Annotated in this window: 26 protein-coding genes and 1 tRNA gene; 12 read left to right on the forward strand and 15 right to left on the reverse strand. The window is 54.9% G+C overall.

Features of this window, described 5'->3' with window-relative positions:
* Positions 1–101: 101 nt before the first annotated feature.
* The gene (locus ASAC_RS04700) at positions 102–1,016 is read left to right on the forward strand and encodes an Mrp/NBP35 family ATP-binding protein (protein ID WP_048812997.1); all 915 of its coding nucleotides are present in this window, start codon (positions 102–104) and stop codon (positions 1,014–1,016) included.
* 51 nt (positions 1,017–1,067) lie between these two features.
* Here the strand turns inward: ASAC_RS04700 and ASAC_RS04705 are convergent, their stop codons facing one another.
* From ASAC_RS04705 to ASAC_RS04715, 3 genes are read right to left on the reverse strand one after another with little or no spacing between them, the layout of a single operon-like run.
* Positions 1,068–1,334 carry a 50S ribosomal protein L23 gene (locus ASAC_RS04705; protein WP_013266851.1) on the reverse strand — a complete coding sequence of 89 codons (267 nt, stop codon included), beginning with the start codon at positions 1,332–1,334 and terminating at the stop codon, positions 1,068–1,070.
* Positions 1,331–2,161 carry a 50S ribosomal protein L4 gene (gene rpl4p, locus ASAC_RS04710; protein WP_013266852.1) on the reverse strand — a complete coding sequence of 277 codons (831 nt, stop codon included), beginning with the start codon at positions 2,159–2,161 and terminating at the stop codon, positions 1,331–1,333. The genes ASAC_RS04705 and rpl4p overlap by 4 nt, the downstream gene beginning before the upstream one ends.
* Positions 2,162–2,165: 4 nt before the next feature.
* The gene (locus tag ASAC_RS04715) at positions 2,166–3,203 is read right to left on the reverse strand and encodes a 50S ribosomal protein L3 (protein WP_048812813.1); all 1,038 of its coding nucleotides are present in this window, start codon (positions 3,201–3,203) and stop codon (positions 2,166–2,168) included.
* 163 nt (positions 3,204–3,366) lie between these two features.
* On the opposite strand from ASAC_RS04715, the gene ASAC_RS04720 reads away from it, so the two are divergent.
* From ASAC_RS04720 to ASAC_RS04740, 5 genes are all read left to right on the forward strand, one after another.
* On the forward strand, positions 3,367–4,026 hold the full coding sequence (locus ASAC_RS04720) for an HAD family hydrolase (RefSeq protein WP_013266854.1): 660 nt from the start codon (positions 3,367–3,369) through the stop codon (positions 4,024–4,026).
* 89 nt (positions 4,027–4,115) lie between these two features.
* On the forward strand, positions 4,116–4,478 hold the full coding sequence (locus ASAC_RS04725) for a hypothetical protein (protein WP_013266855.1): 363 nt from the start codon (positions 4,116–4,118) through the stop codon (positions 4,476–4,478).
* 76 nt (positions 4,479–4,554) lie between these two features.
* Entirely contained in the window at positions 4,555–5,103 is a 549-nt protein-coding gene (locus tag ASAC_RS04730) for a macro domain-containing protein (RefSeq protein ID WP_013266856.1), read from the forward strand.
* A 117-nt stretch (positions 5,104–5,220) separates the two neighbouring features.
* A complete protein-coding gene (locus ASAC_RS04735) occupies positions 5,221–6,042 on the forward strand; it encodes an ABC transporter ATP-binding protein (protein ID WP_013266857.1) in 822 nt (273 codons plus the stop codon).
* 2 nt (positions 6,043–6,044) lie between these two features.
* A complete protein-coding gene (locus tag ASAC_RS04740; RefSeq protein WP_013266858.1) occupies positions 6,045–7,673 on the forward strand; it encodes an ABC transporter permease subunit in 1,629 nt (542 codons plus the stop codon).
* On the opposite strand, the gene ASAC_RS04745 is transcribed toward ASAC_RS04740, so the two are convergent.
* Positions 7,670–8,596, reverse strand: a complete 927-nt coding sequence (locus ASAC_RS04745) for a zinc-binding dehydrogenase (RefSeq protein WP_013266859.1) — start codon at positions 8,594–8,596, stop codon at positions 7,670–7,672. The two genes, ASAC_RS04740 and ASAC_RS04745, sit on opposite strands and share 4 nt — an antisense overlap.
* A gap of 107 nt (positions 8,597–8,703) precedes the next feature.
* On the opposite strand from ASAC_RS04745, the gene ASAC_RS04750 reads away from it, so the two are divergent.
* From ASAC_RS04750 to ASAC_RS04760, 3 genes are all read left to right on the forward strand, one after another.
* A tRNA-Met gene (locus ASAC_RS04750) sits at positions 8,704–8,777 on the forward strand.
* Positions 8,778–8,875: 98 nt separating this feature from the next.
* Complete coding sequence (locus tag ASAC_RS04755) at positions 8,876–9,733, forward strand: NAD(P)-dependent oxidoreductase (protein ID WP_013266860.1); 858 nt, start codon at positions 8,876–8,878, stop codon at positions 9,731–9,733.
* 73 nt (positions 9,734–9,806) lie between these two features.
* A complete protein-coding gene (locus ASAC_RS04760) occupies positions 9,807–10,190 on the forward strand; it encodes a RidA family protein (RefSeq protein WP_013266861.1) in 384 nt (127 codons plus the stop codon).
* A gap of 4 nt (positions 10,191–10,194) precedes the next feature.
* Here ASAC_RS04760 and ASAC_RS04765 read toward each other — a convergent pair whose 3' ends face one another.
* Genes ASAC_RS04765 through amrA form a run of 4 tightly spaced genes read right to left on the reverse strand, consistent with a single transcriptional unit; the run spans position 10,195 to position 12,372 of the window.
* On the reverse strand, positions 10,195–10,938 hold the full coding sequence (locus ASAC_RS04765; protein WP_083774052.1) for a DUF357 domain-containing protein: 744 nt from the start codon (positions 10,936–10,938) through the stop codon (positions 10,195–10,197).
* A gap of 5 nt (positions 10,939–10,943) precedes the next feature.
* Positions 10,944–11,462, reverse strand: a complete 519-nt coding sequence (locus tag ASAC_RS04770; protein ID WP_013266863.1) for a transcription elongation factor Spt5 — start codon at positions 11,460–11,462, stop codon at positions 10,944–10,946.
* 9 nt (positions 11,463–11,471) lie between these two features.
* The gene (locus ASAC_RS04775) at positions 11,472–11,651 is read right to left on the reverse strand and encodes a protein translocase SEC61 complex subunit gamma (protein WP_013266864.1); all 180 of its coding nucleotides are present in this window, start codon (positions 11,649–11,651) and stop codon (positions 11,472–11,474) included.
* A gap of 34 nt (positions 11,652–11,685) precedes the next feature.
* On the reverse strand, positions 11,686–12,372 hold the full coding sequence (gene amrA, locus ASAC_RS04780; protein ID WP_148217155.1) for an AmmeMemoRadiSam system protein A: 687 nt from the start codon (positions 12,370–12,372) through the stop codon (positions 11,686–11,688).
* A 153-nt stretch (positions 12,373–12,525) separates the two neighbouring features.
* Between amrA and ASAC_RS04785 the strand changes: the two genes are divergently transcribed.
* Entirely contained in the window at positions 12,526–12,783 is a 258-nt protein-coding gene (locus tag ASAC_RS04785; RefSeq protein ID WP_148217156.1) for a hypothetical protein, read from the forward strand.
* Here ASAC_RS04785 and ASAC_RS04790 read toward each other — a convergent pair.
* Both ASAC_RS04790 and ASAC_RS04795 read right to left on the reverse strand, forming a co-directional pair.
* Entirely contained in the window at positions 12,755–13,564 is an 810-nt protein-coding gene (locus ASAC_RS04790) for an endonuclease V (protein WP_013266867.1), read from the reverse strand. The genes ASAC_RS04785 and ASAC_RS04790 overlap by 29 nt on opposite strands.
* On the reverse strand, positions 13,551–14,174 hold the full coding sequence (locus tag ASAC_RS04795; protein WP_013266868.1) for an Ntn hydrolase family protein: 624 nt from the start codon (positions 14,172–14,174) through the stop codon (positions 13,551–13,553). The genes ASAC_RS04790 and ASAC_RS04795 overlap by 14 nt, the downstream gene beginning before the upstream one ends.
* A gap of 134 nt (positions 14,175–14,308) precedes the next feature.
* Here ASAC_RS04795 and ASAC_RS04800 point away from each other — a divergent pair, with 134 nt between their 5' ends.
* Complete coding sequence (locus ASAC_RS04800; RefSeq protein ID WP_013266869.1) at positions 14,309–15,109, forward strand: hypothetical protein; 801 nt, start codon at positions 14,309–14,311, stop codon at positions 15,107–15,109.
* 59 nt (positions 15,110–15,168) lie between these two features.
* Positions 15,169–16,326 (forward strand): ATP-binding protein, encoded by a 1,158-nt coding sequence (locus tag ASAC_RS04805; protein WP_013266870.1) that lies wholly within the window; start codon positions 15,169–15,171, stop codon positions 16,324–16,326.
* A 3-nt stretch (positions 16,327–16,329) separates the two neighbouring features.
* Here ASAC_RS04805 and ASAC_RS04810 read toward each other — a convergent pair whose 3' ends face one another.
* Genes ASAC_RS04810 through ASAC_RS04830 form a run of 5 tightly spaced genes read right to left on the reverse strand, consistent with a single transcriptional unit; the run spans position 16,330 to position 23,955 of the window.
* A complete protein-coding gene (locus ASAC_RS04810) occupies positions 16,330–17,208 on the reverse strand; it encodes a class I SAM-dependent methyltransferase (RefSeq protein ID WP_013266871.1) in 879 nt (292 codons plus the stop codon).
* Complete coding sequence (locus ASAC_RS04815) at positions 17,208–18,764, reverse strand: ATP-binding protein (RefSeq protein ID WP_013266872.1); 1,557 nt, start codon at positions 18,762–18,764, stop codon at positions 17,208–17,210. Before ASAC_RS04815 ends, ASAC_RS04810 begins: the two co-directional genes overlap by 1 nt.
* Before the next feature lie 13 nt (positions 18,765–18,777).
* Positions 18,778–19,986, reverse strand: a complete 1,209-nt coding sequence (locus tag ASAC_RS04820) for a DNA double-strand break repair nuclease NurA (RefSeq protein WP_013266873.1) — start codon at positions 19,984–19,986, stop codon at positions 18,778–18,780.
* A gap of 1 nt (position 19,987) precedes the next feature.
* Positions 19,988–22,726: an AAA family ATPase gene (locus tag ASAC_RS04825; protein ID WP_013266874.1), complete on the reverse strand. Its 2,739-nt coding sequence runs from the start codon at positions 22,724–22,726 to the stop codon at positions 19,988–19,990.
* On the reverse strand, positions 22,723–23,955 hold the full coding sequence (locus ASAC_RS04830) for a metallophosphoesterase family protein (RefSeq protein ID WP_013266875.1): 1,233 nt from the start codon (positions 23,953–23,955) through the stop codon (positions 22,723–22,725). The genes ASAC_RS04825 and ASAC_RS04830 overlap by 4 nt, the downstream gene beginning before the upstream one ends.
* Positions 23,956–24,061 lie beyond the last annotated feature (106 nt).

Raw genomic sequence — 24,061 nt, forward strand, 5'->3', positions numbered from 1 at the left:
TTCCTTATCTAACTAACGTTTAATTCCCGTGACCTCAGAGAAGCAGAAGGGAGATTACTTTGGCTGAGAGCCCTGACGAGGGCGAGAAGAAGGGTCTCAGGATGTCACTTCCCCAGAAGTCGTCGCCCTCAGCGGCGCCTGGAGGAGGCCAGAGCTACAGGGAGATCGCGGAGCGCATGAAGCAGGTCCAGGAGGAGCAGAGGCTTGTAGTTAAACGAATGAAGGAGATCCCTTACAAGGTAGCCATACTGAGCAGCAAGGGAGGCGTTGGAAAGTCATTCGTAACCGCCAATCTAGCCATGGCATTGGCAACCATGGGTAAAGTTGTTGGTGTCCTAGATGCGGACTTCCACGGTCCCAGCATGCCAATGATGTTGGGCCTGAGGAACGTCAGAGGCCTCCTGGCCAGGGAGGATGGTAGCATAGTTCCTGCGGTTAACGTATATGGCGTTAGGCTCGTCTCCGTGGGTCTCATGCTTCCGAGCGACGATGCCCCAGTGATCTGGAGGGGGAGCATAAAGACAACAGCAATAAGGCAGCTTTTGGCCTACACCGATTGGGAGGGAGCTCAGTACCTTCTCATAGACCTGCCGCCCGGCACGGGCGACGAGCAGCTCACCATAGCCCAAACTATACCTGGACTCACAGGCTTCCTGCTCGTCACGATACCCAGCGAGGTCTCTAAGATAGTTGTTAAGAAGGCTGCGGCGTTCGCTGAGAAGCTGAACGTGCCGCTGCTCGGCATCGTGGAGAACATGAGCTACTTCAAGTGCCCAGACGGCAGCATACAGTACATATTTGGCAAGGGAGCAGCCGAGGAGATAGCTAAGGAGTACAACATACCGTTCTTAGGGCAGATACCTCTGGACCCGCATATACGGGAAGCTAATGACAACGGGGAGCCGTTCTTCCTTGAGTACCCTGACTCGGAAGCCGCAAAGTCATTCCTAGACATAGCTAAGAAGTTCATAGATGTAGTCGAGAAGGGCAACAGGACTCAAGCACAGAGTTCTTAAAGCGTGTAACTCTCGCCCCTATCCCTTATGTATCATACATAAAGGAAGGGATCATATGAGGCCTAGCTTGGCGGCCACGTCGGAAGCTTTATATTCACTTGAAAGCCTCACGTAGGCCTTTTTCTCACCAGTAGGAGTTATCAGCGTGTTCACCGACTGCACCTTAACGCCGAAGAGCGACTCTACAGCCCTCTTTATCTCTGGCTTGTTTGCATCGCGGGCCACTATCAGCACCAGCGTGTTGGCCTTCTCCATGAGGCTCATAGCCTTCTCGCTCATTACAGCCCTAAGTATTATCTCCCTTGAGTTTGAGCTCACGATAATTCACCTCCTACCTTAAATCTCTCAGCAAGCGCGTTAAGCGCGTTTGATGTTATAACTGTGAGCCTGCCAGGCTCGCCTCCTGGGGCCAGCTCAAGCACGCTCACGAGCTGAGGCTCCACTACGTCAACTCCTGGGAACCCTCTCACTGACCTGGCGAAGGGGGAGTCTATATCGTCCACTATGAAGAGTATGCTGACCGGCGTTACGTACCTCCTGCCGCGCATCTTGCCCTTTCCAGCCCTTATCCTAGTTCCCTCATAGGCCCTCTCTATGTCCGAGTAGACCCCTATCTTGCTCAGCAACTCCCTTGCATCCGACGTCCTCTTTACGGCCTCCGACACTGAAGAGTCTAATATTATTGGCGTCGCGGTTGCGGAGAACACGTGCCCCCTGTCCCTAACAAGCTCTGGGATAGCGGTCGCGGCCAGGGCGCTCATGGTGCCAAGTATCCTCTCTGTCCTGTTGACGTCCTCCTTTATCTTCTTCTCCACGGTGGGCGGGAAGGCCCTCCTGCCCCCTCTCACGAACGGGGCAAGCCTTGCCCTAGTGGAGCCCCTAATCCTCGGAACCCTGGCAAGACCGTGGTGAATTCCAAGGCTTACTGCGGTCGTCCTCTTGCCAGCCATGGGATCCCTTCCCTTGGGCTGCAGGGCGGCGGTGAACTCGCTCATGAAGACCCTGTGTATGAGGTCCCTCCTGACGGGTACCCTGAAGACGTCCGGCAGCTGGACCTCCCCGGCCTCCTTGCCCTCGGCGTCATACTTAGGCACAGATATGGGTGGGTTCATGTAGAGCAGGAACCCAAGGCTTACCCTACTCATGACATTACACCCCCTGCTTGCTCTGTAGGCTCACAAACGTTATAGTTGGCTTGACGACGCCAAGCTTTAGGTACCACCTAGGCGGCCTCACGGGGTACCTCATAACTATAGGCCTCTTGACCGCGCCTGGTATGGTGCCCTCCAGGACCACCAACGTGCTCCTGGGTATACCGTAGTGCAGGAAGCCGCCGGCTGGAGTGTATGCAGCCCAATCATCTGTTATGTCAAGTATCCTCTTGTTGTACTCCGTCCTCCTGTGGAAGCCCAGCTGTCCTGGGTTTGGTATCTCCCACCAGGTGCCCTTACCGTGGCTCCTGGCCCCTATGCCCCTGGCCTTCTTCCTGTGCTTGTGCCACCTTGGCAGCACCTTGACGCCGAACCTCTTAACGTCTCCCTGGAACCCCTTGCCCTTGGTTACGGCGATGACGTCCACCATGAGGCCTGGCTGAAAGACTTCGCCCACAGAGAGCGTCTTGCCAAGTATTGAGGTGGCGTAGTCAAAGGCTGCTTTAACGTCGCTGCCTGGAGAGGCGACTTTAACCTCCAGCAGGTCAGGCGACTTCTTACTGAGCCCACCAGTTAGCTTGGGCTGCGTTGCCACCAGGACTCTAACCTCTTTGATATCGCTTAGCGAGGCCTCAAGCTTCTTAAGCATAGACTGCGTGTCAAAGGCCCCGATGGCGCTTATCCTCCTCTCGAGCTCAAGATCAAGCGGGGGCCTTGCCCAGGCCTCACCTACGGTGTAAAGTCCCCTGTTCTCATCGTAGCCATAGCCTCTCACTGCAAGCACGAAGATGGGCGGGGCCTCAAGCACAGTTATGGGTCTGAATACCTCCTTGCCAAAGGTTGGCGAGCCCTGCCTGTTATCCACTATGAATGCGTGAGTCATGCCGGCCTTGTACCCAATGAAGCCCAGCAGCGTCGGCTTCTGCGCGCTAACCTCAGGCCAACTGCTGACGCTTGGCACGAACTCCGATGAGCGCTTCCTCGGCATAAATCCTAGGCTGCCACGTCTTGGCGCTGACTTTTTACGATGCCCCACTCCTTAGCACCTCGCTACATCAGCCTCGTATAGGCTGGGGGCTGGCATTTTAAAGGTTGAGCCTCCAGCAAAGCTTTCTTAGAGGCCCTTGCCCAGCAGCCGCGGGGCCGAGCATTTTAGATGCTAGGCGTCTAAGGCCCTCTGGGGAGTCGCGGGCTTGGGCATGAAGTCAGGCGTCTTCGACCTTGACGGCACACTGGCAAGTACAGCGAGCGCGCACCTAGCGTCATGGATAAGGGCCCTTCAGGCATTAGGCGTTAACAACGTGACCATAGATGAGAGGCAGCTCTTAGGAAGGAGGGCTACGGAAATAGCGTCCATAATACTGAGCTCTCTCAAGCCTACCAACTTGAGGGTGACTGCTGAGGAGCTAATAGCTCTAAAGACTAAGTTCTTTGAGCAGGTCGTTAAAGTGAGCGTAAAGCCCATGCCTTGCGCTATTGAGCTGACTTCTGCTGTTAGGAAGTTCGGTGGAAAGGTTATCGTAGTCACTTCCTCGCTCAGCGCGTCGGCAAGGCTAATACTAGGCGCCATCGGCATTAAGCCCGACGTTCTGATAACGGGCGATGAAGTTGAAAGGGGCAAGCCCGACCCAGAGCCCGTACTTAAGGCGCTCTCACAGGCCAGCCTAGCCCCCTCTGAAGTATTTGCCGTGGGCGACACCATTAATGACGTCGAAGCCTATTGGAGGAGCGGCATAAGGGACATATACCTAGTGAAAGGCGATGTGCCTATGCATTATGAAGATGAACTAGTCGCCAGGTTTGGCGCTAAAAAAGTAGAGAGCCTCTGTGACATTCTTAATGTCGAGTACCCTCATTAACTGCTCTTACAAAATCTGTGTCCGACGCCTTAGTGGCCATCTAAGAATTTAAAGCTCTGCTTTCCACAGCTACCTTGAGATGTAAGGACTTGAGGATAGCGATATTCTATGGAGGACAGGACTTTGCCCTGCAGCCCCTAAGTAGGGCTGAAGTTCTGGGCATAATAGATGAGGAGCAGAAGGTGGTGGAGCAATACGAGAACCCTGCCCCGGAGATGGGAAGCCAGGCAGCAATTGAAGGCCTGATAGAGCTGGGAGCAAAGGCAGTCATAGTCAGGGATGACACCCTGAGCCAGAGCGAGTACAAGGCGTTGAAGGGCCAGGTAAAGTTCATGCCAACCCAACTGGGAAACCTCTACGACGTGCTTGAGCACCTGGAGGAGGTAAAGCAAGGGGCAAAGGACCAGCTTGAGGGCCTGGAGCAGGGCGAGAGCGCTCAGCAGGAAAGCTGAATCCAGCGTCAGCTCGGGTTTCTCTAAGCGTTGATAGCTTTTTAGATGGCCCTTCCTATAGACTTTAGGGAGGGCCTTGCTCGCTGTCAGGTATGGCCAGGTCGCAGTTATAGTCAAGCTTGGCGATATAACTGATGAAGAAGCTGACGCAATAGTTAACCCGGCCAACTCCTACCTAATAATGGGTGGCGGCGTTGCAGGCGCTATAAGGCGAAAGGGCGGCAAGGTGATAGAGGATGAAGCTATATCCAAGGCTCCTGTCGACATAGGGGATGCCGTGGCTACCACCGCGGGCAAACTCAAGGCTAAGTATGTAATACACGCGCCTACAATGAAGGAGCCAGCTTCGCCCACCAATGAGACCAACGTGAGGCTTGCCACCAGGGCAGCACTTAAGGTTGCGAGGCAGCTTAACGTCAACAGCATAGCCTTCCCCGGGATGGGCACCGGGGTGGGAGGAGTCCCGTTCACGGTGGCTGCAAACGCCATGGTTGACGAAATAAAGAAGTTTATTGATGTAAACGGCCCGCCGCCCTTTAAGATAGTTCTCGTGGCAATAGATGAGGGCCTCTATGAGGCGTTCTCTGCGGCGGTAAGCTCTTACCTAGGCTCTAGGGGTATTTAATGCAGATCCTTAAGGACCTTGGAAAGGACGTCTCTACGGCGTTTCCATCCTACCATTTAGGGATACCCAACACTGTTGAAGAATTAATAACCCTGAAGCCAGGTGTCAGATCGATCAATGATTAGGTGGGGTGGATACGTTGGAAGAACGAGTTCCCTAGAGGCCGTCGCCCCAAGCGCTGCTGCCGGCCCCGTGCTAGAAGCCGAGGACATATCGTTCTCATATAATAACTATAAGGTCCTTGACCATGTAAACCTAGAAGTTGATGAAAATAACTTCGTAGTAATAGTGGGACCCTCAGGTGCCGGCAAGTCGACGCTGCTGAGGATACTGGGGGGTTTCATAAAACCCTCGAGCGGCAGGGTCCTCCTCATGAATGAGGAGGTAACGAGGCCCACTCCTAAGATAATGATGGTCCACCAATCCATAGTTACTTTCCCATGGATGACGGTGCTTGACAACGTCCTCATGGGCACCGAGGTCAGGCACCTGCCCAAAGACGTAGCGAGGCAGGTAGCCCTCCAGATGATAGAAGTCGTCGGTCTGAAGGGCTTTGAGCACTTTTACCCCAAGGAACTGAGCGGGGGCATGAGACAGAGGGTCGCCATAGCGAGGGCGCTGGCGGCCGATCCCATAGTGCTCCTCATGGATGAGCCCTTCTCCCACCTGGACGAGCTCACTGCGGAGTCGCTAAGGAGGGAGGTCTATAATATGTTATTTAACGTGAACACGCCGCTCAAGGGTGTAGTTATGGTAACTCATAACCTTGCAGAGGCCGTAGAGCTGGCAGACGTAGTCTACATTTTGAACGGGAGGCCTGCGACGATAACTGGCAAGGTTAAGATAAACCTGCCGAGACCCAGAAACCCGAGGGATCCAGAGTTCATGAACTACACCGACGTACTTTACGATTATATAGCCGAGTACAGAGGGGCGTGATTATGAGCTATGCTAACATCTACGTTACTATTGCCCTCGCAATACTCGCTACCACCGGCAGGGTCTTCCTGACAATAGGGCTCTCCATAGTAACTGGCTGGCTCCTTGGATACTTAGCCATTAAGAGCAGGGCCTTTGAGAGCGTCTATGTCGGCCTTAGCGAAGTCCTGGAGTCCGTTCCTGTGATATCATTCTTCCCAGTGGTGTTGATCTTCTTCGTTGACAGGATCGGGGGTTACATAGGCGTCGAGCTGGCCGTCGATTTCCTTGTATTCACGGCTGTGGTGTGGAACATATGGATGGGCATCTACCAGGCGTTCAAAACGTTGCCACTCCCAATGCTAGAGGTAGCTGAGAACCTAAGGTATGGCTTTATAGCCAAGATGAGGAGGCTTTACATACCTTTTTCTATGCCCCGCATAGCAGCCAACCTAATTCCTAGCTTCGCTGACGCGTACTTTTACATAACTGTGAGCGAGGTGTTCTCTATAGGGGCAACTAGCTACCACGTGTTTGGCATAGGGTCCCTGATAGCCAAATTCATGAATGAGGGCATGCTTAATTACGTCTACTACTCCCTCCTAGGCCTCGCCATGCTTATTGCTGGCGTAATCTTTGCCTTAAGGAACTTTGCCAACTGGGCAGTAGCAAAGTACGGGCTGGACACGCCGCCTAGGTCCGCTCATCCAGGGGTCAGGACCAGGTGGAGGTCCCTGAGCAGATTCTACGCGGCCGCCAGGCCGCTGCGCGTGATAACAACCGTCACCTCCAGGCCTGTTAGGGCGGTACCTTTACGGAGAGTTGAAAGGATACAGCTATCTGAAAGGCAGCTTGACTGGGCCCTCAGGATCGTCGGCGCGGTGCTGCTATTGCTTATAATTTATGGCGCTGCGAAGGCAGCGCTGTCGGTAAAGCCAAGTACTTGGAACTACCTTCTCTCCAATACATGGCCTATAATTGTCGGCCTAGCCTATGACTACGCGAGAGTGGCCGTAATCACGTTGATATCGTTTGCAATTGCCGTCTTCGTAGGTTACTACCTGGCCTTCCACAGGAGGGCGGAGGCGGTCTTCATACCGCTGATTCAGTCCCTCTCAGCGCTGCCAGCTCCAGCCTACTTCCCCTTGCTCTTCCTTGCAACCAGCGCCATACTCTACAGGGCGTTTGGAGGCTTTACCAACGAGCTCTACGTCCTGTTCCTTGGCTTTGTAAGCACGTTCTACTACATATTCTACGCGTACTGGATGGGCATTAAGGCGGTCCCACATGAAGTTGTAGAGCTCATGGACAACCTAAACATGGGCTTCTTCAAGAGGCTGCGCAAGATACTGATTCCTGGAACCCTACCATACATAGTCACTGGGCTGACGTCGACAATAGACAGCGCCTGGGGAGGACTTATGATTGGGGAGTACTGGCCTGACATCATAGGCGATAAAACGCTCGAGGTGTCACATGGAATACTGAAGATACTTGACGTGGCCACCAATGAAGGTAACATAGCGCTCGCGGCCTACGCTTCCCTGATATTCGGCATAGTTGTAGTGGCCTTCGCCCTTTTGTTCACCAGGCACCTGCTTGAGATTTCAAGGAGAAAATACGTCATAGAGGAGTCCATATACGCTGCCTAGGGCTTAAGCACCGCCCTGCCCAGGGCTTTTCCATTCAGAATGTCGCTGTACGCCAGGTTCACATCATCAAGTCTGTAAGCTTTATAAAAGGGCTTTACCAGGCCTTCGCCTATGAGTTTCACTGCCTCCTCGTACTCAGACTTTGTGTAAGCCGATGTGCCGCTTATCTTAAGCTCCCTCATGACTAGCAGCGCCGGCCTCTCTATCGAGATGGGCTCTCCAGTGACGTTCCCCACTAGAACCAGTTCGCCTCCGCGCCTTAGGCTTCTCATGCTCTCGTTTATCAGCGGCGCGCCGACTATTTCAAAGACATAGTCCACTCTTCCCAGGCTTCTGTAGAAGGAGAGGTCCGTTACGACAGATACGCCCAAGCCCTCCAGGACGTGCGCCTTCTCCTTGGACCTCACGTACGCTATTACGTTGGCATGAAGAACATTAGAGAGGTACTGGACCCCATGTATGCCAACGCCGCCGCTGGCGCCTGTGACGAGGACCCTGTCGCCTGGTCTAACGCCTACCACCCTGGATGCGTGAATCAGGGTGGCCACGCCGCAGGTGGCGGCAGCGTATTTGTCGAACTCCTCGTCAGGGAGCCTAACTATGTTTGACCTAGGCGCTGCCATCAGCTCCGCGTATCCGCCCGGCCTTCTCTCGCCCAGGGGGAGGAACTCCTCTGAGCCAGGGTCCGCAGGATAAACTCCCACTGGCTCTCCATCCTCGGTAACACCGAACACCTCATGGCCTAGCACCAGAGGAGGCTTCAAGTTCCTGAAGCCGCCGCGCCACACCACTATATCTCTACCGCACACGCCCACCGACTTGACCTTCACTATAACGTCGTTCCCTTCAGCATTGATGTCAACATAATCTATATCAAACTGTCTGCCAAATTCCCTTAATATAGCAGCCCTCGCTCTTACCACCGCGCGCCCCTAGATAATTTAAGTAGTCAAAGCAGTAGATATCGCATAAGCTTATAAGCTGCATAGATGGCCTGTTGCTAAAAGGGCAAAGGGAGGCGGGGTAGGGCAGCGGGGTAGGGCAGCCTGGTAGCCCGCGGGGCTCATAACCCCGAGGTCGGTGGTTCAAATCCACCCCCCGCTATAACCCTTTGCCCGTTGCGCTCCTCTGGCCTGGGTTGCCTACAGGCTTACCGACTAGGCGTTTATTCTCGAGGACGCAGGTTCAGAGACGGTGGAGCCTTGACCAGGGTCTCAGTTATAGGCCTTGGAAGAATGGGTAGGGGGATAGCCAGGAGGCTCTCGTCTAGGGGGTATGAGGTATTCGGATATGACGTTATGACCTCGGCATACTCATACCTTAAGGACCTGCAGAACTTCAAGTCATTGAGCAGCCCTGCCGACGCCTCGGAAAGCGACTTCGTGCTTCTTTCCCTTCCAGGAGGCTCCGAGCTCCTAGCAATTCTGCCCCAGCTTAAAGGCCTTGAAGGCGTTGCCATAAATCTGACCACCATAGGCCTTGAGGAGTCCAGGAAGGCCAAGTCATTGGCTGAAGATCTTGGGCTTAAGTATATCACTGCCATGATGGAGGGAGGTCCAACGAATGCCGAGGCAGGAACTCTGGTACTTTACGTTGGTGGTAATAGGGGCCTCTACGAGGCTTCGAAACAGGTGCTGAGCGACATGGGACAGCATATATATGTGGGAAGCGACGAGTCGGCCGTAGCCCTCAAGCTCATAAGCACGCTAATACTTATGGCTAACACGGTGGTCCTCGCTGAGGCGGCCTCAGCGCTGAAGAACCTGGGCGCACCGCCAGACGACATTGTTAAGGCGCTCTCCATGGGAGGCGCCGACTCCGCGCAGCTCAGGTCAAGGCTACCGCTCATGTTAAAGGGCTCCTATAAGGAGCTCTTCTCGATAGAGCTAGGCAGCTATGTGGCTGAGGAGGCGCTTAAGGCCCTTAAGGAGCTGGGCTCCACGTTCACCCCGGTCCTGGCCGAGGTAAGCGAGGTGCTGGCGGCGGCTAAGCAGAGGGGCCTGGGCAAGAGTGACATCTCTGAGGTTGAGGAGCTCTACAGGCTCCTTTCCCTGAAGTAAGCCTTTGCCACTAAGCCGCCCGCATTCCTGAACCTTTTATATTAGTTGGCATCGTTTAGGCTGGGGCTTTGGCATGAAGGAGGCGGTGTTTACCGAGAGGGCTCCAAGGCCCATAGGGCCTTACAGTCAGGCAATAATAGCTGGAGACCTTATCTTCGTGTCAGGCCAGATACCGATAGACCCTTCCACAGGCCGTATAGTGAGCGATGATTTCAAGGAGCAAGTAAGGAGGGCCCTGGAGAACGTTAAGGCCATTCTGGAGGCCGGCGGTTCCTCCCTCGACGACGTCGTGAAGGTGACCGTATACCTCAAGGACCCCTCTAGGTTCCAGGACTTTAACCAGATCTACTCAGAGTACTTCAAGGGGTCCTTCCCAGCCAGGACTACAGTCTTCGTTAACGACCTTCCAGCGGGGGCCCAAATAGAGATCGACGTAATAGCCGTCAGGCACACCTGAAGGGTTATTTGCCATTTTCTCCCTGCTGTATCAGCACTTTACAGGCCCTCTTTATTATATCCGTTGACCCCCTTAGACCTCCTGAGAACTCCCTCTTAGACTCAAACCTTATTACGGTTGGCCTTTTGCCCGTTCTCCTCTCCACCTCGGCCGCAAGCCACTCCTCATCCATAGCCTGGTCTGGGCCAAGCACTATGTAGTCAGGCTTTATGTCCTCTATAGGCTTCAGGTAGTCCTTCTCGTCGCCCAGCACAGCCTTATAGACGAACTTTATGGAGCTCAGTATCTGCAGCCTTGACTGCTCGTCAAGTACAGTTGGCCTTCCCTTGTCTCTCTGCGCGTTGAAGTCCCTTGCAACTATAACATAGAGTTTGCCCAGCCTTGAGGCAAAGCTAAGCAGCTGTAGGTGGCCGGGGTGCAGGATGTCAAAGGTTCCAGCCACGACAACCTTTTTGGAGTCAACAGGGGGTGAGGGCCAGCTGAAGTCAAGTATGCCTAGGAACCTAAGTGAATCCAATAGGCCTTCCGCATATGATACGGAAACCAACGCTGTCGCAGGGTCGCCCTTAGCAAGGTAGTACTCGGCATCATTTACATAGGCGGACACGTTCTCTAATATGGCGCTTGCCCCAGGTAAGGTGCTAGGACCTAGGCGGCTCAGCTTCTCCTCAGCCGCGCGGACAGCCTCCCTGATTCCAGCCAGGTACTTTTCTACCCTGCTGCTAAGGTCCTCGTTAGCTGCAGCGATTTAGCTCACCCGCCCTGCTCCTCCTGGCCTTCACGTTCCTTGCCCACCGGCTTCACCTGGTCTATTGGTATGGTGACTATTATCTTAGAGTCGCCCTCCAACAGGTTAACGTCGACCTCGCCCTTCCTGACCTCTATTATCCTGCCCCTCATGCCTTTAAACGGCCCGCCTATGACCTGAATTACGTCGCCCTTTGCTATAGGCTCCGCAGCTGCTGGCGGCTTCACCAGTTTAAGTATATCGTCAACCGACACCATAGTTGGTCTCCTCCTCTTTATGTTTCTTACGCCTCTTATGAGGTAGTAGAGGTCCTTAACATCACCTACCTCGACGAAGACCACTCCCTTTAAGTCGGGCGAGTAAACGATGCTCCTCACGTCAAGCTGAAGGGTTCTGGCTCTCTCGCCAAGGACTGCCACAACTCGTTCTTCGTAGCCCCCTGTCACGTAGATCGCATAAAACCTGCTGCCCTGGGCAGCGCCTCCCCCTTGCTGCGGCGCACCCGAGCCTGCCTGGGATGACATAGTAACACCTCAGCTCAGAAGTATGACATATATCAGGTGTATAATGTATGCTATGGCGCCCACCAGTAGCATGCCAAGAAGTGTTAGCCTTGTCAACAGCCCGAACTCCTCATCGTCAGGCTTTCTCGAGAGCAACAGTATCCTCTTCCACGAGGCCACGTGGTTCTGAAGCTTTTCCTTTAAGCTCACGGCGCCCGCCTTCGATACTAGGTGAGGCCAAAGTTTAAGTGCTCTGCGTCAGCAGTCCCCTAGCCTCAAGGGCTTTCCTGTACTCCTCGACCAGGTTCCTCCGCACAACCCTGCCCTTCGGCTTCTCCTCAAGCCATGCGGCAGTCCTGAACCTGTAGACCTTGACCTTTTCATCGTACCAGCAGTCAGGCCAGAGGCCGGCCTTTATGCACGTCTCGGAGAGGAACGTCTCGACGTCCCACATGTTCTCGACGGGGACCTCTGGCAGCAGGAGGCCGCGGTAGAACCCCCTCTCAACTACGAGCCCATCCCTGCCTATGGTCACGAAGGCCTTGCGTCCCTCGGGCGTGCGCGGGGCCTCCTCGAGCTTTGATAGGATGGAGACCTCGAAAGTCACGCTATCGAGCTCGCTCCTCTCCATGGGCATGAACCTGGGGTCGTTAAAGGCGGCCTCCACCGCGACCTCTATGACGGACCTCACCAAGGGCTTAATGGGCTCTATAAAGCCTATGCACCCCCTTAAACTCCTTGCCTCACCCTCGTATGTCTCTATGGTAACGAAGGCCGCCCCAGGCCTCAGGAGCAGGGGGTCCAGTCCCTGAGGGGTTGGCATGAGAGCCCTGTTCTCAAAGTAGTATTCAACGCTTTTCCTTGCTATCCTAACGAGCTCCTCTCCTAAAGCGTCGCTAACCTCGTCAGGATCCACGGGCTGCTGGCTCACGTTACTTCGCCTCCTGGGGCTAACGGCCAGCAAAGCTTAAATAGCAAAGCGTGAGCCTAAACGCGTTTCGCGCCCTTAAGCTCAGGGACTTAAGAATAAAATCTCGGCAAGCCAGTGGCACTCGGAGCTAAGCTAAGTCGCGGTGAAAGCGATATGCAGAGCTCAGAAATTGAAGTGTTGTGCCCAAGGTGCAAGGTCCCCATGAATTTTTACTCAAGGACTGAAAGGACCTCCAGGACTGATGGAACCGAGATCAACATAGTCAGGTATTACAAGTGCCCAGTGTGTGGCAAGACCATAATCGACGAGGAGCTGCTTGTCAGGCAGACCGCAGAGGGGGCTAAGATAACGGTGAAGCACAACGGACTGAAGAAAACTGCCATCATAAGGGAGGTGTCCCGCGCGGATTAAGCGAAGCTCTTCTTGCCACTTCGGCGAAGTTTTTGAAGGCGGTAATCTCCTTAAGATCGCATGCCTTCACTTTAACCTCTGGAGGCTCTTTACCCCTCAACATCGACCTCAGGTCCTTACTTATGGCGTCCGCCGCCTGGAGCGGGTAGGGGAGCCTGAGGCCATCTACGAGAAGGGACCTAACTACATCTACGCTATACTTAAGGCCCACCAGGTTCCCTGGACTTACATAGATGCGGGATCCTGTAGGGGCCCTTAGTACAGCGCCTACAGCGGCATCGCCTATGTAGATACAAGTCCCATAGTCGCACGGGACCTCCCGACCGTAGAGGAGCCCCTTTGCCACGCCTACGGAGGGGAGCCTCAACGCCACGCCCAGATGGGAGGCTATGCCAAAGCCTCTTGGATGGGCTATACCATGACCGTCAACCAGCAGGAGATCCACGCCTCTTCCGCTGGTGGCCTTTATGAGGGCTGGCGTCATTAGCTCCAGCTCCCTGAAGGCCAAGAGCCCGGGGACGTACGGAATGCAAACGGGCCCGTAGGCATAGTAGCATTCAACGGATCTTGATGTGACGTCAACTACCAGGGCTGCCGCGACCCCAAAGGTGCTGCCCTGGCCCCAGTAGGCCGCATCGACAGCGGCCAGGGTCCTGGGAGGCGCTATATCTTTACCGAGCCTCAGAAGGCCCTTAAGCTTCAGCTGGTCGTCCCTAGCGATGCTGTAACTGAAGCTCGACCTAACTCCAAGGCAGGCCTTCTCCCACTCAGGACTCCTCAACAACCCTCAGCCTTAGGCTCTTCTCCTTCACGGCGCCGCTCGTAGATATGGAGATAACGTCTATGCCATCGCCTGTTGAGGCGTCCCTCTCCATCGATATCCTTAGTGCGCCTACAGCTACCTGCTCTGCCTGATCGAGGGACAAAGCATCATTGTACTGATCCTCCAGGAAGCCGAGCGCTGTGGTGGCGCCGCTTCCGACGGCCATATACTTGTCCTCAGAGACGGAGCCTAAGGAGTCGAGGGTGTAGATCTTGGGCTGCCCATCCCTGTCTATGCCGCCTACGAGGGCCTCTATTATGAATGGGAGCATCTTATATGAGTAAAGTATGCCTGACAGCAGCTTCGATATGGCGTAGAGGCTCATGGTCCTCTCCTCTGTGAGCTCATAGTACTTGCTCTCAGCCGTAAGGTATCTAAGTATGGCGCCTACGTCGGCGTAAAGGCCGCTCATTGCTATTGCAGCCCTGTTGTTTATCAGGAACACCTTCTTCGCGTTCCTGCTCATAACAAAGGAGCCGTAGGCCATCCTCTTGTCGGTGGCCAGCACAACTCCGTCCTTGGCCTTAACGCCAACAGCCGTCCCTTGTTCGATCTCGTAAGCTGACACGGGTCTCCACCAGTTGAGGGTCAGTATAAGGGGAATTTAAAAGAGGCGCGTAATAACTTCAGCCCAATCAGTAATACTTGCCCTCCTGAGCTAACACCTACCCTCCTCTAAGGGTTCCTGGGAGGCTGAGCGAGTTGCCAGGAATTGCGGATGTAATAAGAAAAGCGTTCGGCTGGGGGCTTAGCAGGGATAACGATAGCCCTGGGGACCTCTTCAACCAGGGGGAGGGAATTAACTATGACGAGATACTTGCGCAGCTTAACATAGTCAAATCCGAAGTAGACAGGTTTAAGCTGAAGATACTTAATGACATAAACACCTACCACGCTAAACTGGTAAGCGCGATAAAGGCCCACGACAATGAGGGCATAGAGCTCAGCGCGTCGGAGCTAGTCATAAAGAAGAGGGTCTATAAACTGATAGCCACGTATGGGCACCTGATAGGTGTGGCCATAGAGAGAATAAACGACGCCAGGACCGTGGAGTCCATAGTTAAGGCCGTGGCGCCGCTCCAGTACGCTATGAGCGCCATAAGCAACTACCTCTCAGGTCTGGCGCCAGACGCCTCTGCGTCCCTGGCGTCCGTGTTTGAGTCGACAGAGAGCGTGATAAGGAAGGTCAACATGATAAGCAGCATGCTGCCAGAGGGCAGAAGCATAGCCATGCTTGACGACGAGACTAAGAGGGTGATAGCCGAGGCCATGAAGGAGGCCCAGGAGGAGACTGAGAAGCTGACGCCGGAGGTGCCCAAGTCTGTCAACCCTGAGGTGCTCGAGGGGAAGCTCGTTGAGTACATAAGGGCCTCCGGAGGAGTTATCAGGATATCAAAGGCGGCCGAGTACCTGGGAGTATCCCCTGAGGTAGTGAAGGACCTGCTGGCAAGGCTTCAGGCTAAGGGCGTGCTCAAAGTTGAAAGCGTGGCCCAAACGACGTGAAGCCTCACACCCTTAATATGATCTAATAATAATAGCTTAGGGAAGCGGAGGCGACCACCATGTCGTGGAGCCCAGTGCAGATGCTAGAGAACATGGCTAAGAAGAAGATAGAAGAGGCTCTGACTGCCGAGAAGGAGAAGGACTACGCCACGGCTGCCGACAAGTATAAAAAGGCCCTAGAGGCGCTCGAGGAGATACTCAGAAACTACCCTGATCACCCCCTCATAGGCGTCTACAGGAGGATGTATTACGACGTGAGCTCAAGGCTCAAGTACATCGAGTCTAAGGGAGCGCAGCCCCTGAGCGAGGGGGATGACATAGTTAAGGTTGACCTTAAGGGCGAGGCCAACAGTGATGATAATGAACCGCCCGAGTTCGTGCTCAGGGAGAGACCTAAGGTCTCCTTCAATGACATAGCAGGCCTTGACGATGCCAAGAGAGCCATAAGGGAGGCCATAATTTACCCCATAACGAAGCCCGAGCTATTCCCGCTTGGATGGCCCAGGGGCATACTCCTGTATGGCCCGCCTGGCACCGGCAAGACTATGCTGGCCGCGGCGGTGGCCAGCGAGGTTGCGGGGGAGTTCCTCTACGTTGACGCTGCCAGCATTATGAGCAAGTGGCTTGGGGAGGGTGAGAAGAACGTCAAGAAGCTCTTTGACTACGCTAGGTCCAGGGCCAAAGGAGGCGTACCCGTCATAATATTCATTGATGAGGTTGACGCCCTTTTTGGAGTCCATGCCAACGAGGTAGGAGGAGAGGTTAGGGTAAGGAACCAGTTCCTCAAGGAAATGGACGGCCTTCAGGACAAGGGTGAGAAGCTGCACGTATATGTCATTGCGGCCACCAACAAGCCCTGGGACCTCGATGAGCCATTCATCAGGAGGTTCCAGAAGAGGATATACGTTGGACTCCCTGACTTCAACGCCAGGAAGAGGCTTCTTGAGATGTTGCTTTCCAAGCTTCCAGCCGGAACTGATGTAGATATTGACGAGCTGGCAAGAAAGCTTGAAGGCTACTCAGGAAGTGACATAAAGGACCTGGTGCAGGACGCCTACATGAGGACTGTAAGGGAGTACTTTGAAAATAAGCTAAAGGACCTCAGGCCGGTGAACATGGCGGACTTCGAGGAGTCCATGAAGAACAGGAGGCCCAGCGTTGACGAGAAAATGCTTAAGGCCTATGAGGCCTGGAGTGAGAAGTTCAAGGCAGTCTAAACGTCACCAGGGCCTCTCGCCGACAACCCCCATAACGTCACCCAGGTACCTCAGCTTCTCAAAGCCTACGGACTTGAGGTTCCTCATAACTCCTGCATAAAGGCTTCGCCCCCTGGCTCTTCCCGGCTCCCCCGTGTAGTGAAATATCCTTCCGTCTGGCCTGAGCAACTCAAAGAACCTGGCGTAGAGGCGACTGGAGTAAAGACATCCTGTTTCACCGGTCAGCCTGGGCGGATCATGAATTATAACATCAAAGGGTCCCTCGATATAGTTGACTACTTCACAGGCGTCGCCGCGTATAATCGTTATATCCTTGAAGTCCCTAAGCCGAAAGCTCCACGGGTTTCTCTCAGCAATCCAGAGCACCTCTTCCCTGAGCTCCACACTGATGACCTTAGCTCCCGCCTTGAGGGCCTCAGCGGCGGTGTAGCCTAAGCCCGTGCCTATCTCGAGGACCTTGTCCCCTCTTCTCACGCCAGCGGCCTTTACCTTAAGTTCGGCATCCCTTAGGGGCGTGGTGCCGGAGATCCTGTGCATGTGTATGCCGTTGATTTCCAGGGTTGGAGCGCCGCCCTCCAAGGGCACCAGCTTGTAGTATGACGTGGGCGTCCTGAGCTCCACCTCGTAGAAGTTACCGTCAGGCAGCACTGCGAGTATAGACCTCCTTCTTGAATGAGCCCTTAACAGACTTCTAGCGACTTCATATGTAACGCCATTAAAATCAATAGCTATAAAATCGCCGTCATATGAAGCTAGAGCCTCGCCGAGGCCAACATTTACCTTGACCCTCGATGCCCTGCCCTCAGCTATTGCAAGGCTTTCCCACGGCGCTAACAGGAGGCAGTTGCAGGGCCTGAACTCAAAAACCTCCAGCGATGGCATTAAGTTAGCTCACCGATGATATCGTTTATATCATCATTGTTACTGCTGCTAGAGCTCTTCCATTCCTTCACAAGGTCCAGGTCTCCTCCCCCTTTCTTACAGGGCTCCCCCTCGCAGACGCACGGATCTATCTTAACTACCGCTGGCAACCTAACCATACTGCCTATAACTATGGCCTCGCCTGGGTTAAGGCTGGGCAGCATGTTGGCCAGGTCCTCGCTTAGCTCCTCGCTGGCCTCCTGCACATACTTTATGTCCTGAGGCTCAACCATCCTAAGTATTATCTTGTTGTTAGTCTGGCTCAATACGTCGGGGTCCACGTTCCTAGGCCTCTGGCTCACTATTACAAGCCCTATGCCGAACTTCCTTCCCTCCCTCGCTATCCTGGCGGCCCAGTACTTAGTTAGTGTTGAGTCCCTCGCCGGTATGAGGACGTGCGCCTCCTCTATGACAGTGACTACCGGGCTTGGGTAACCCCTCTTCCCGCCGCTGTGCTTCCACGCCTTCCTCTCGGCCAGGAGTCTCCTGAGGTAATGACTAACTATCGCGTCAGCTCCCAGCTCGTCGAGCTCGCTCAAGTCAAAGACGTTGAGCATGCCGGGCTTTATGATTTCCTTAAGCTCAAGGGGGACGGACTTACTTAGGATATCGCCGTAGTAGTCCTGAAGGTCGCTGAGCCTGTTCAGCACACCAACGGCTGGGTCTGAGTTACCTCTATCGCGGGCCCTAGAGACCTCCTTCGTGAGCTCCTCGATTAGATCGTCCGAGCTGGTCTTACCCGCGTAATAGTTATCTATTACCGTGCTCCAGGCCTCCCTGAGGACCCTGAGCTGATTGGTGGCGTTATCCGGTATCCTGGTCAGCTCCACCAGCTCGTTGAAGGACAGCCTGGCTGGATTTATCGCGGGCCTGGCTATGTAGTTGGCCCTTGGGCCAAGCTTAAGGTCCCCGTACTCCCCATGCATGTCAAATATTACTACGGTCGCTGAGAGCTCATCGACTAGTCTCCTAGTTAAGACGCAGACAGTGTTGCTCTTGCCTCCGCCGGTGACTGCAAGTATCGCCAGGTGCCTCGTGAGCTTGTTAACGTCTATGCCGTAGCTTATGCCGTCATTTATGAGCGACCCTATCCTCAGCCAGTTACCCCCATTGCCCTGGAATACCTTTTCCAGGACCTCCCGGGGAGTCTCGTAGACCTCAGTGCCAGGCCTTGGGGGCACCTTGGGTAATGAAATGCTGCCCCTCAGCAGGTCCTCCTCATAGCTTAGCCACCGCACCGTCCCCTTTATGTAAGTTGGCGAGACCGCTGGGCTTTGCTTCAGTATCTGAACTAACCCATCAACGGACTCCGGGCTCGTGACGTCCTCGGGAAGCAGCCTGTTGCCTGAAGACACCGACTCAACGATGCCAAAGAGGCACCCGTCCGGCGACTCAGCCAAAACGTAGGTGCCCGTGTGGGGCACCCTGTCCTCTGCAAAGAGCACCTGGCTCGAGCGCGGGGTGCTCTCACCGACTATCCAGCCCAGCCTCTTGCCGTCTGAACACGGATAGCTCACGCCGACTCACCTCCTAAACCCTGAGGACGCTCCTACTCTCGGGGACCAGGTCGAGGCTGACAGCCCTGAGCGCGGCGTCCATTTCAGCCGAGGTGACCCTCGCCTTTGAGTCTGCCATGAGAAGCGGCAGCGGATACCCTTCGGCCGTAAGCGGGAGCGCTGAAAGCTTGGAGAGGGCTTCCCTAAGCACCTGTTCGTAGCTCTGAGCCCTGCGGTCGTAGACCACTTCAACCTTAAAGATGTAGCCTCCGCGCCTCAGCCTTACAAAGGCCGTCACCACGGAGAGCCTGTTCTCGTAAAACTCCCTGAGGTCGCCGACGTCAGGGTACATGCTCCGCCCGCTCTCCTTCAGGCCAAAGTAATCATAGATGCTGTTGTAAACGTTTGCAACGGTGTAGCCTGGCTCCAGGTTCCCCTTAGCCCTTAGGGCGCCCTCTATTACGTGAATGTCGGGAAGGCTCCTGTTGCAGAAGCTCGTCGACCTGCTGGTCTTAACCACGAAAACTGGTATGGAGTTCTGGGACCACGCCTTCTCAACTACGCTCTTAAAGAGATACAGCCTCTCAAGGTTTTCCATGGCTAAAACTGAGTAAATGATCTTCCTCCCGTTGCCCGAGTTAAGGTCTAGGCCGCCCTGGGCCGCGAGCCTCAGGAGGGCCCTTGCCGTGAGGGGCCTCCTTGAGGCGTTACTTATGATGTCAAGCACGCACTCCACGTCAGGCTCCGTGCACGTGCCCTGAGTAAGGCCTTTCAGGGCCTCGGAACGGTTGACGAGCACCCTTGCCGCCAGCTCGAGGCTCTCGCCCCAAGTAACTTCGGTGCCCACCCTTCCCCACCGCATCGGCGGGGTCCCGTCAAACAAAGCTATGCCTCCCCTCGCGGCGCTCTTGGCTGAGACGTCCAGCTCCAGGACTTGCCTGTAAAGCCTTAGCCTCTGCCCAGGCTCCAGGCCCTGCGGCACCACTAGGCCAACAAACCCCTCCTGGACGCTATTAAATTGACCATTATCGCTGAAGCTAGCCCCCCACGCCTTCACGGCAAAGAGAGTGTAGGTCCTTAGCTTCCTGTCGCCCTGGCCTCCGTCCTCGACCGAGTATGCGACGGGCCCCTTGGAGGGCTCTGGCAGGCTACGCCACTCGAAGTCGCAGGCCTCAGGGGCGCCGCTTACCAAGCTCCTTATAATATCCCTGAGCTCAAGGGCGTCGGCCACCACGCTGCTCATATTAATCACCCTCGCACTTGACCGTAGAAACGCCGTCGGGGCCCTTCTCCACGGAGCACACCTTGTCTACGTTATCAACTAGGTCCATGTGGTGAGTTATCACTATGAGCTGCTGCAGCCCTCCCTCCTCAGTGAGCTTGCCAAGCACGTCGACCAGCGCCCTTCTTCTCTCGTCGTCAAGCATGTCTGTGGGCTCGTCCAGCAGCAGGAACCCTATGTTGGAGTGCATCATCCTGTTGAGGGCGAGCACGTAAGCCAACGCTATTACTATCTGTTCGCCTCCGCTAAGGCTTGCTATTGGCCTTTCACGGCCCTGCCTGTCAACGACTACGAAGTAAAACGCGTCCTCGGTCTCCTTAACCTCGACCCTTGCGTAGTCCAGCCCGAAGACCCTGAATATCTCGTTCATCTCATTCTCAAGGCTCACCAAAGCCCTCCTGTAGAGGGTCCTCTCAAGCCTCTCAAGCGCCTCGACGGCCCCAAGGGCTGCGTCGAGCTTATCTAACGCCTTAGACAGCGACTGCTCCTCCTCGTAAGCCTTGTCTGCCTCCTTCTTGGCCTGCTCAATGCGCGAGCTTACGGAGGCCAGCTGCGCGCTTAACTTGGTGTAGGCGTTCCTCAGCTCATTCAGCTTTGACCTCTCAGCCTCGCAGGCCGTAGCCTGTGATTTGAGGGACTCCAGCTTTGCCCTGACCTCGCCTATCCTTGACTCAAGCAGCGCCTTCTCCGAGGCTAGGTCGCCCAGGCGGGACTTCACTATGTTAAGCTGCTCTAGCAGCGATGGAAGCTCTGCAACCCTCCTGGCAGCGTCTTCTATGACATTCTTCGCCCTCTCATAGCTGGGGGCCCCTGTGGCCTCAAGCAGCTTCTTAATTGCAATGTCCCTGGCGTCCGTCTTGGCTTTAAGCTCGCTGGCCAGGCTTTCATACCTGCCCCTCAGCTCCTTCGCGGCTTCAGCGTCCTTGACTCCGAGCGACAGGAGCCTGTTCTTTGCAGAAACATAAGCCGAGTACTCCCCCTCTAAGCTCTTGAGCTCGTCCTTTACCTCCTTTTCCTCCCTAGTCACCTCTTCAAGCTCTCTCTTTATGGACTCCACGTCTACGATCTTGACCCTAGCGAGTGAATTCATCAAGCGTTCAAGCTGGGCCTCCAGCACCTGAACGGTGCGAACCCTGTCCTCAAGCTCTGAGATGGAGCTGCTGACCTTTTCAAGCTCCTCTGAGACGGCTCTCTCCTCGGTGGCGAGCCCCTTCCTCTCATTGTCAAAGTGCTTCAGCAGCTCCTCCTTCCTCTCCGGCGAGAGGGGTGAGCCGCAGACGGGGCACCTGGCCTCACCGCTGGTGCCCAGGACTTTAACTATATCATTAAGCTGCAGGGCCCTTTGCCTCACTGATCCAAGCCTGGCCTCAAGCTCTTGCTGTTTCCTACGAAGCGACTCGAGGTCGTTTGCGAGCTTCGCAACGCTCTGCCGTAGCGACTCTAAGCCCTCTGGCGAGGCTGATATAGAGGCTCCAACCAGGGAACCTAGCCGCTTAATGATGTCATCCACCTGTGACCTGAGTAGGTTAACCTGGGACACGGCGGCCTCCGCGCTGCTCAAGGACTTCGCGAGCTCCATCTCTCTCCTGCGCAGCACGTCCTCAAGCTTTGTCCTGAGCTCCGTGTACCGTCTATAGCCGTTCTCGTACCGCTCAACGTCGCTTAACGCGTCGACCGCAGACCTTAACGCGGTTAAGTCCCTGTAAATGCCTGCTATCTCAGCGTTAAGCGAGTCCACCTCTTTGACCTGGGGCTCCAGCGAGGCCAGCCCCTTAGCCTTCTCTGCCTCTTGAACCCTGCGCTCAAGCTCTCTCGACTTGAGCTCCAGCTCCTCGGCCTCCCTCGACTTACCGGCCAGCTGCTGCTCAAACTCTTTCAGCTGCCGCTCAAGTTCTGGTATAGCGCCGAGTGGACTGCAGAGCTCATTTACCTTAGCCTCGCGCTCCTTAACTTCCGCCTCCAGCCTCTCTACTTCCCCCTTAAGCTTACCGAGCTCCTCCTCAAGGGCCCTGAGCTCAGAGAGCCTCTCCTGCCTGACCTTCCTGACGCTCTGAAGCATCATGGCGACCTCGGACCTTCTCCTTGGACCTACCTCAACAGAGACTATCGTTGTGCCGTCGCTTCTGGAGGCCCTTATAGCGTGCGACCTTATGTTCTCTGCCGCGGACCTGAGCTGAGGTATCCCTATAGCCGTCTCCACGAGCTCCCTAAGCCTTTTGCTCTCCTCGCGGGCAAGTATCGACGCTATCTCTTCAAGGCCGCCCTGCTTTATGATCACGGCGGAGTCTATGAAGCCCTTGTAGTCGTTAACTCCGTGAAGGCCGAGGACCTTGGCCATCTCTTCCCTGTAGTCTGACGCCGTGCTCGCGACAAGCTTGCCATCTACAGTGAGCCTATAGCCTGATGTGGCTGAGTCCTGCCTGCGCTTCTCTATACTCGCGATGGCTTTGACCTCGCTCCCTGAATCTATATCCTTGAGCACTAGCTCGACAGCGGCTTTGGAAATACCTGTCCTGACGAGGTTGGATAGCTTTCCCCTCCACCCATTTGTTGTGAGGGCGTAGTAAATGGCCTCGAACATGCTTGTCTTGCCGGCGCCGTTCTGGCCGACTATGGCTATGCTGCCCCTGGGCAGCTCGATCTTGGTGTCCTTATGGCTGAGGAAGTCCTTCAGGGTCAGCTTACTTATTATGTAAGTCATGAGGCGCTCAGCCTCCTAAGGATCTCAAGCGACTTGGGCCACGACGCCAGCTTCTCGAGGGCCGAGTCTACGGCGTCCTCCTCGCCTTCAGCTGCTGCCGCCGCTAGCTCCAGCACCACCTTAGCCGTGAACTCGTCGTTCCCCACTATTTCCTGTAGCATCTTAACTATGTCAATGCTTGTCTTCGCCTCGCCCCTGGGCAAGCTTGCACTTTCATCGACGGCCCTCGTAACGTGAGGTATGACTATTAAGTTGAGTTCCTTGGCTATCCTGTTGGCCTCCGCCTCTATCAGCCTCGTTGGAATTCCTGGAAGCGCCGTTATGTCAAGGTGAACCAAGGGCTGGGAGTTGGGGCTCTTCATAACCTTCGATATAGCGCCCTTCAAGTCGTAGTATACGGAGCCTGGCTCCTTTATTGTGACAGGTATTACATAGTGCTCCCTCACAGTCACAGGAACCTCGCTGACTGTCGCCTCATCAGAGGAGAGGTCCACCAGGAGCGGGCCCCTCTTATGCGTCTCCCTGGCCTCCTTTATGTCAAGCGGGTACAGGGACCCAGGGTAGGCATACCACAGGTTTCCGTCGGCGAACTTCTCATAGTTTATTTCCCTCTTGTGTATATGGCCTAGGGCTACGTAGTTGACCCTAGGGAAGGACCTTACTGAGGTGACGGTCTCGTCAGCGAAGGGGAACACAGGGTCAACAGGCATGTGAGCTACAAAGACGGACTTAATGCCGTCCCTCCTCAGCTCCCTAGCGCGGGAGTCATAGAAGGGGCTCAGCCTGCTGTAGATTTTCCTCTTTTCATCTATGCTCACCTTAGAGAACGGGTACACCATAAATGCCACTCCATTTAACTTAACTGTAGTGAGGTCCACTAACTGAGGTTCAGTTAGATTGCCTGCTCCCAAGAGAGCGGGGGCGTAGAAGCCCTCTATTGCTTCAGACATCAACGACAGGAGGCTGTGCTCTCTCCTCCCCGGCGTATCATGTTCCCCATGAGCTGCTACAACCTTTATGCCGTGAGATACGAAATTCTTTATCAGCCTAAGCGCCCTCACAAGCGTAGTGTTGTCGGGATGCGGCGCATCAAAGAGGTCGCCGGATATAACGAGAACCTCCGCGTGATCCCTTCTCACGGCCTCTAAAGACTCTTCGAAGGCCCTGAATATGTCCTCGTATATTATCCGCTCGCCGTATTTCTTAGCGCCAAGATGTATATCTGACATGTGTGCCAGCAGCAACTGCTAAGACCCCGACCTGACCCCAGGCTTCACTTAGCTGTAATACCCTAAATCTCTAAGCTTTTCGCCCTTAGGCCTCACACGCTATATA

It is taken from the genome of Acidilobus saccharovorans 345-15 (genome assembly GCF_000144915.1).
In the GTDB taxonomy this organism is placed as follows: Archaea; Thermoproteota; Thermoprotei_A; order Sulfolobales; family Acidilobaceae; genus Acidilobus; species Acidilobus saccharovorans.

What these genes read in the sequence shown, in the direction of transcription:
- ASAC_RS04700 (WP_048812997.1), top strand. Translation starts at nt 102, where the DNA reads ATGTCACTTCCCCAGAAGTCGTCGCCCTCAGCGGCGCCTGGAGGAGGC.
- rpl4p (WP_013266852.1), bottom strand. Translation starts at nt 2,161, where the DNA reads ATGAGTAGGGTAAGCCTTGGGTTCCTGCTCTACATGAACCCACCCATA.
- ASAC_RS04720 (WP_013266854.1), top strand. Translation starts at nt 3,367, where the DNA reads ATGAAGTCAGGCGTCTTCGACCTTGACGGCACACTGGCAAGTACAGCG.
- ASAC_RS04735 (WP_013266857.1), top strand. Translation starts at nt 5,221, where the DNA reads ATGATTAGGTGGGGTGGATACGTTGGAAGAACGAGTTCCCTAGAGGCC.
- ASAC_RS04740 (WP_013266858.1), top strand. Translation starts at nt 6,045, where the DNA reads ATGAGCTATGCTAACATCTACGTTACTATTGCCCTCGCAATACTCGCT.
- ASAC_RS04760 (WP_013266861.1), top strand. Translation starts at nt 9,807, where the DNA reads ATGAAGGAGGCGGTGTTTACCGAGAGGGCTCCAAGGCCCATAGGGCCT.
- ASAC_RS04770 (WP_013266863.1), bottom strand. Translation starts at nt 11,462, where the DNA reads ATGTCATCCCAGGCAGGCTCGGGTGCGCCGCAGCAAGGGGGAGGCGCT.
- ASAC_RS04785 (WP_148217156.1), top strand. Translation starts at nt 12,526, where the DNA reads ATGCAGAGCTCAGAAATTGAAGTGTTGTGCCCAAGGTGCAAGGTCCCC.
- ASAC_RS04805 (WP_013266870.1), top strand. Translation starts at nt 15,169, where the DNA reads ATGTCGTGGAGCCCAGTGCAGATGCTAGAGAACATGGCTAAGAAGAAG.
- ASAC_RS04810 (WP_013266871.1), bottom strand. Translation starts at nt 17,208, where the DNA reads ATGCCATCGCTGGAGGTTTTTGAGTTCAGGCCCTGCAACTGCCTCCTG.
- ASAC_RS04820 (WP_013266873.1), bottom strand. Translation starts at nt 19,986, where the DNA reads ATGAGCAGCGTGGTGGCCGACGCCCTTGAGCTCAGGGATATTATAAGG.
- ASAC_RS04825 (WP_013266874.1), bottom strand. Translation starts at nt 22,726, where the DNA reads ATGACTTACATAATAAGTAAGCTGACCCTGAAGGACTTCCTCAGCCAT.
- ASAC_RS04830 (WP_013266875.1), bottom strand. Translation starts at nt 23,955, where the DNA reads ATGTCAGATATACATCTTGGCGCTAAGAAATACGGCGAGCGGATAATA.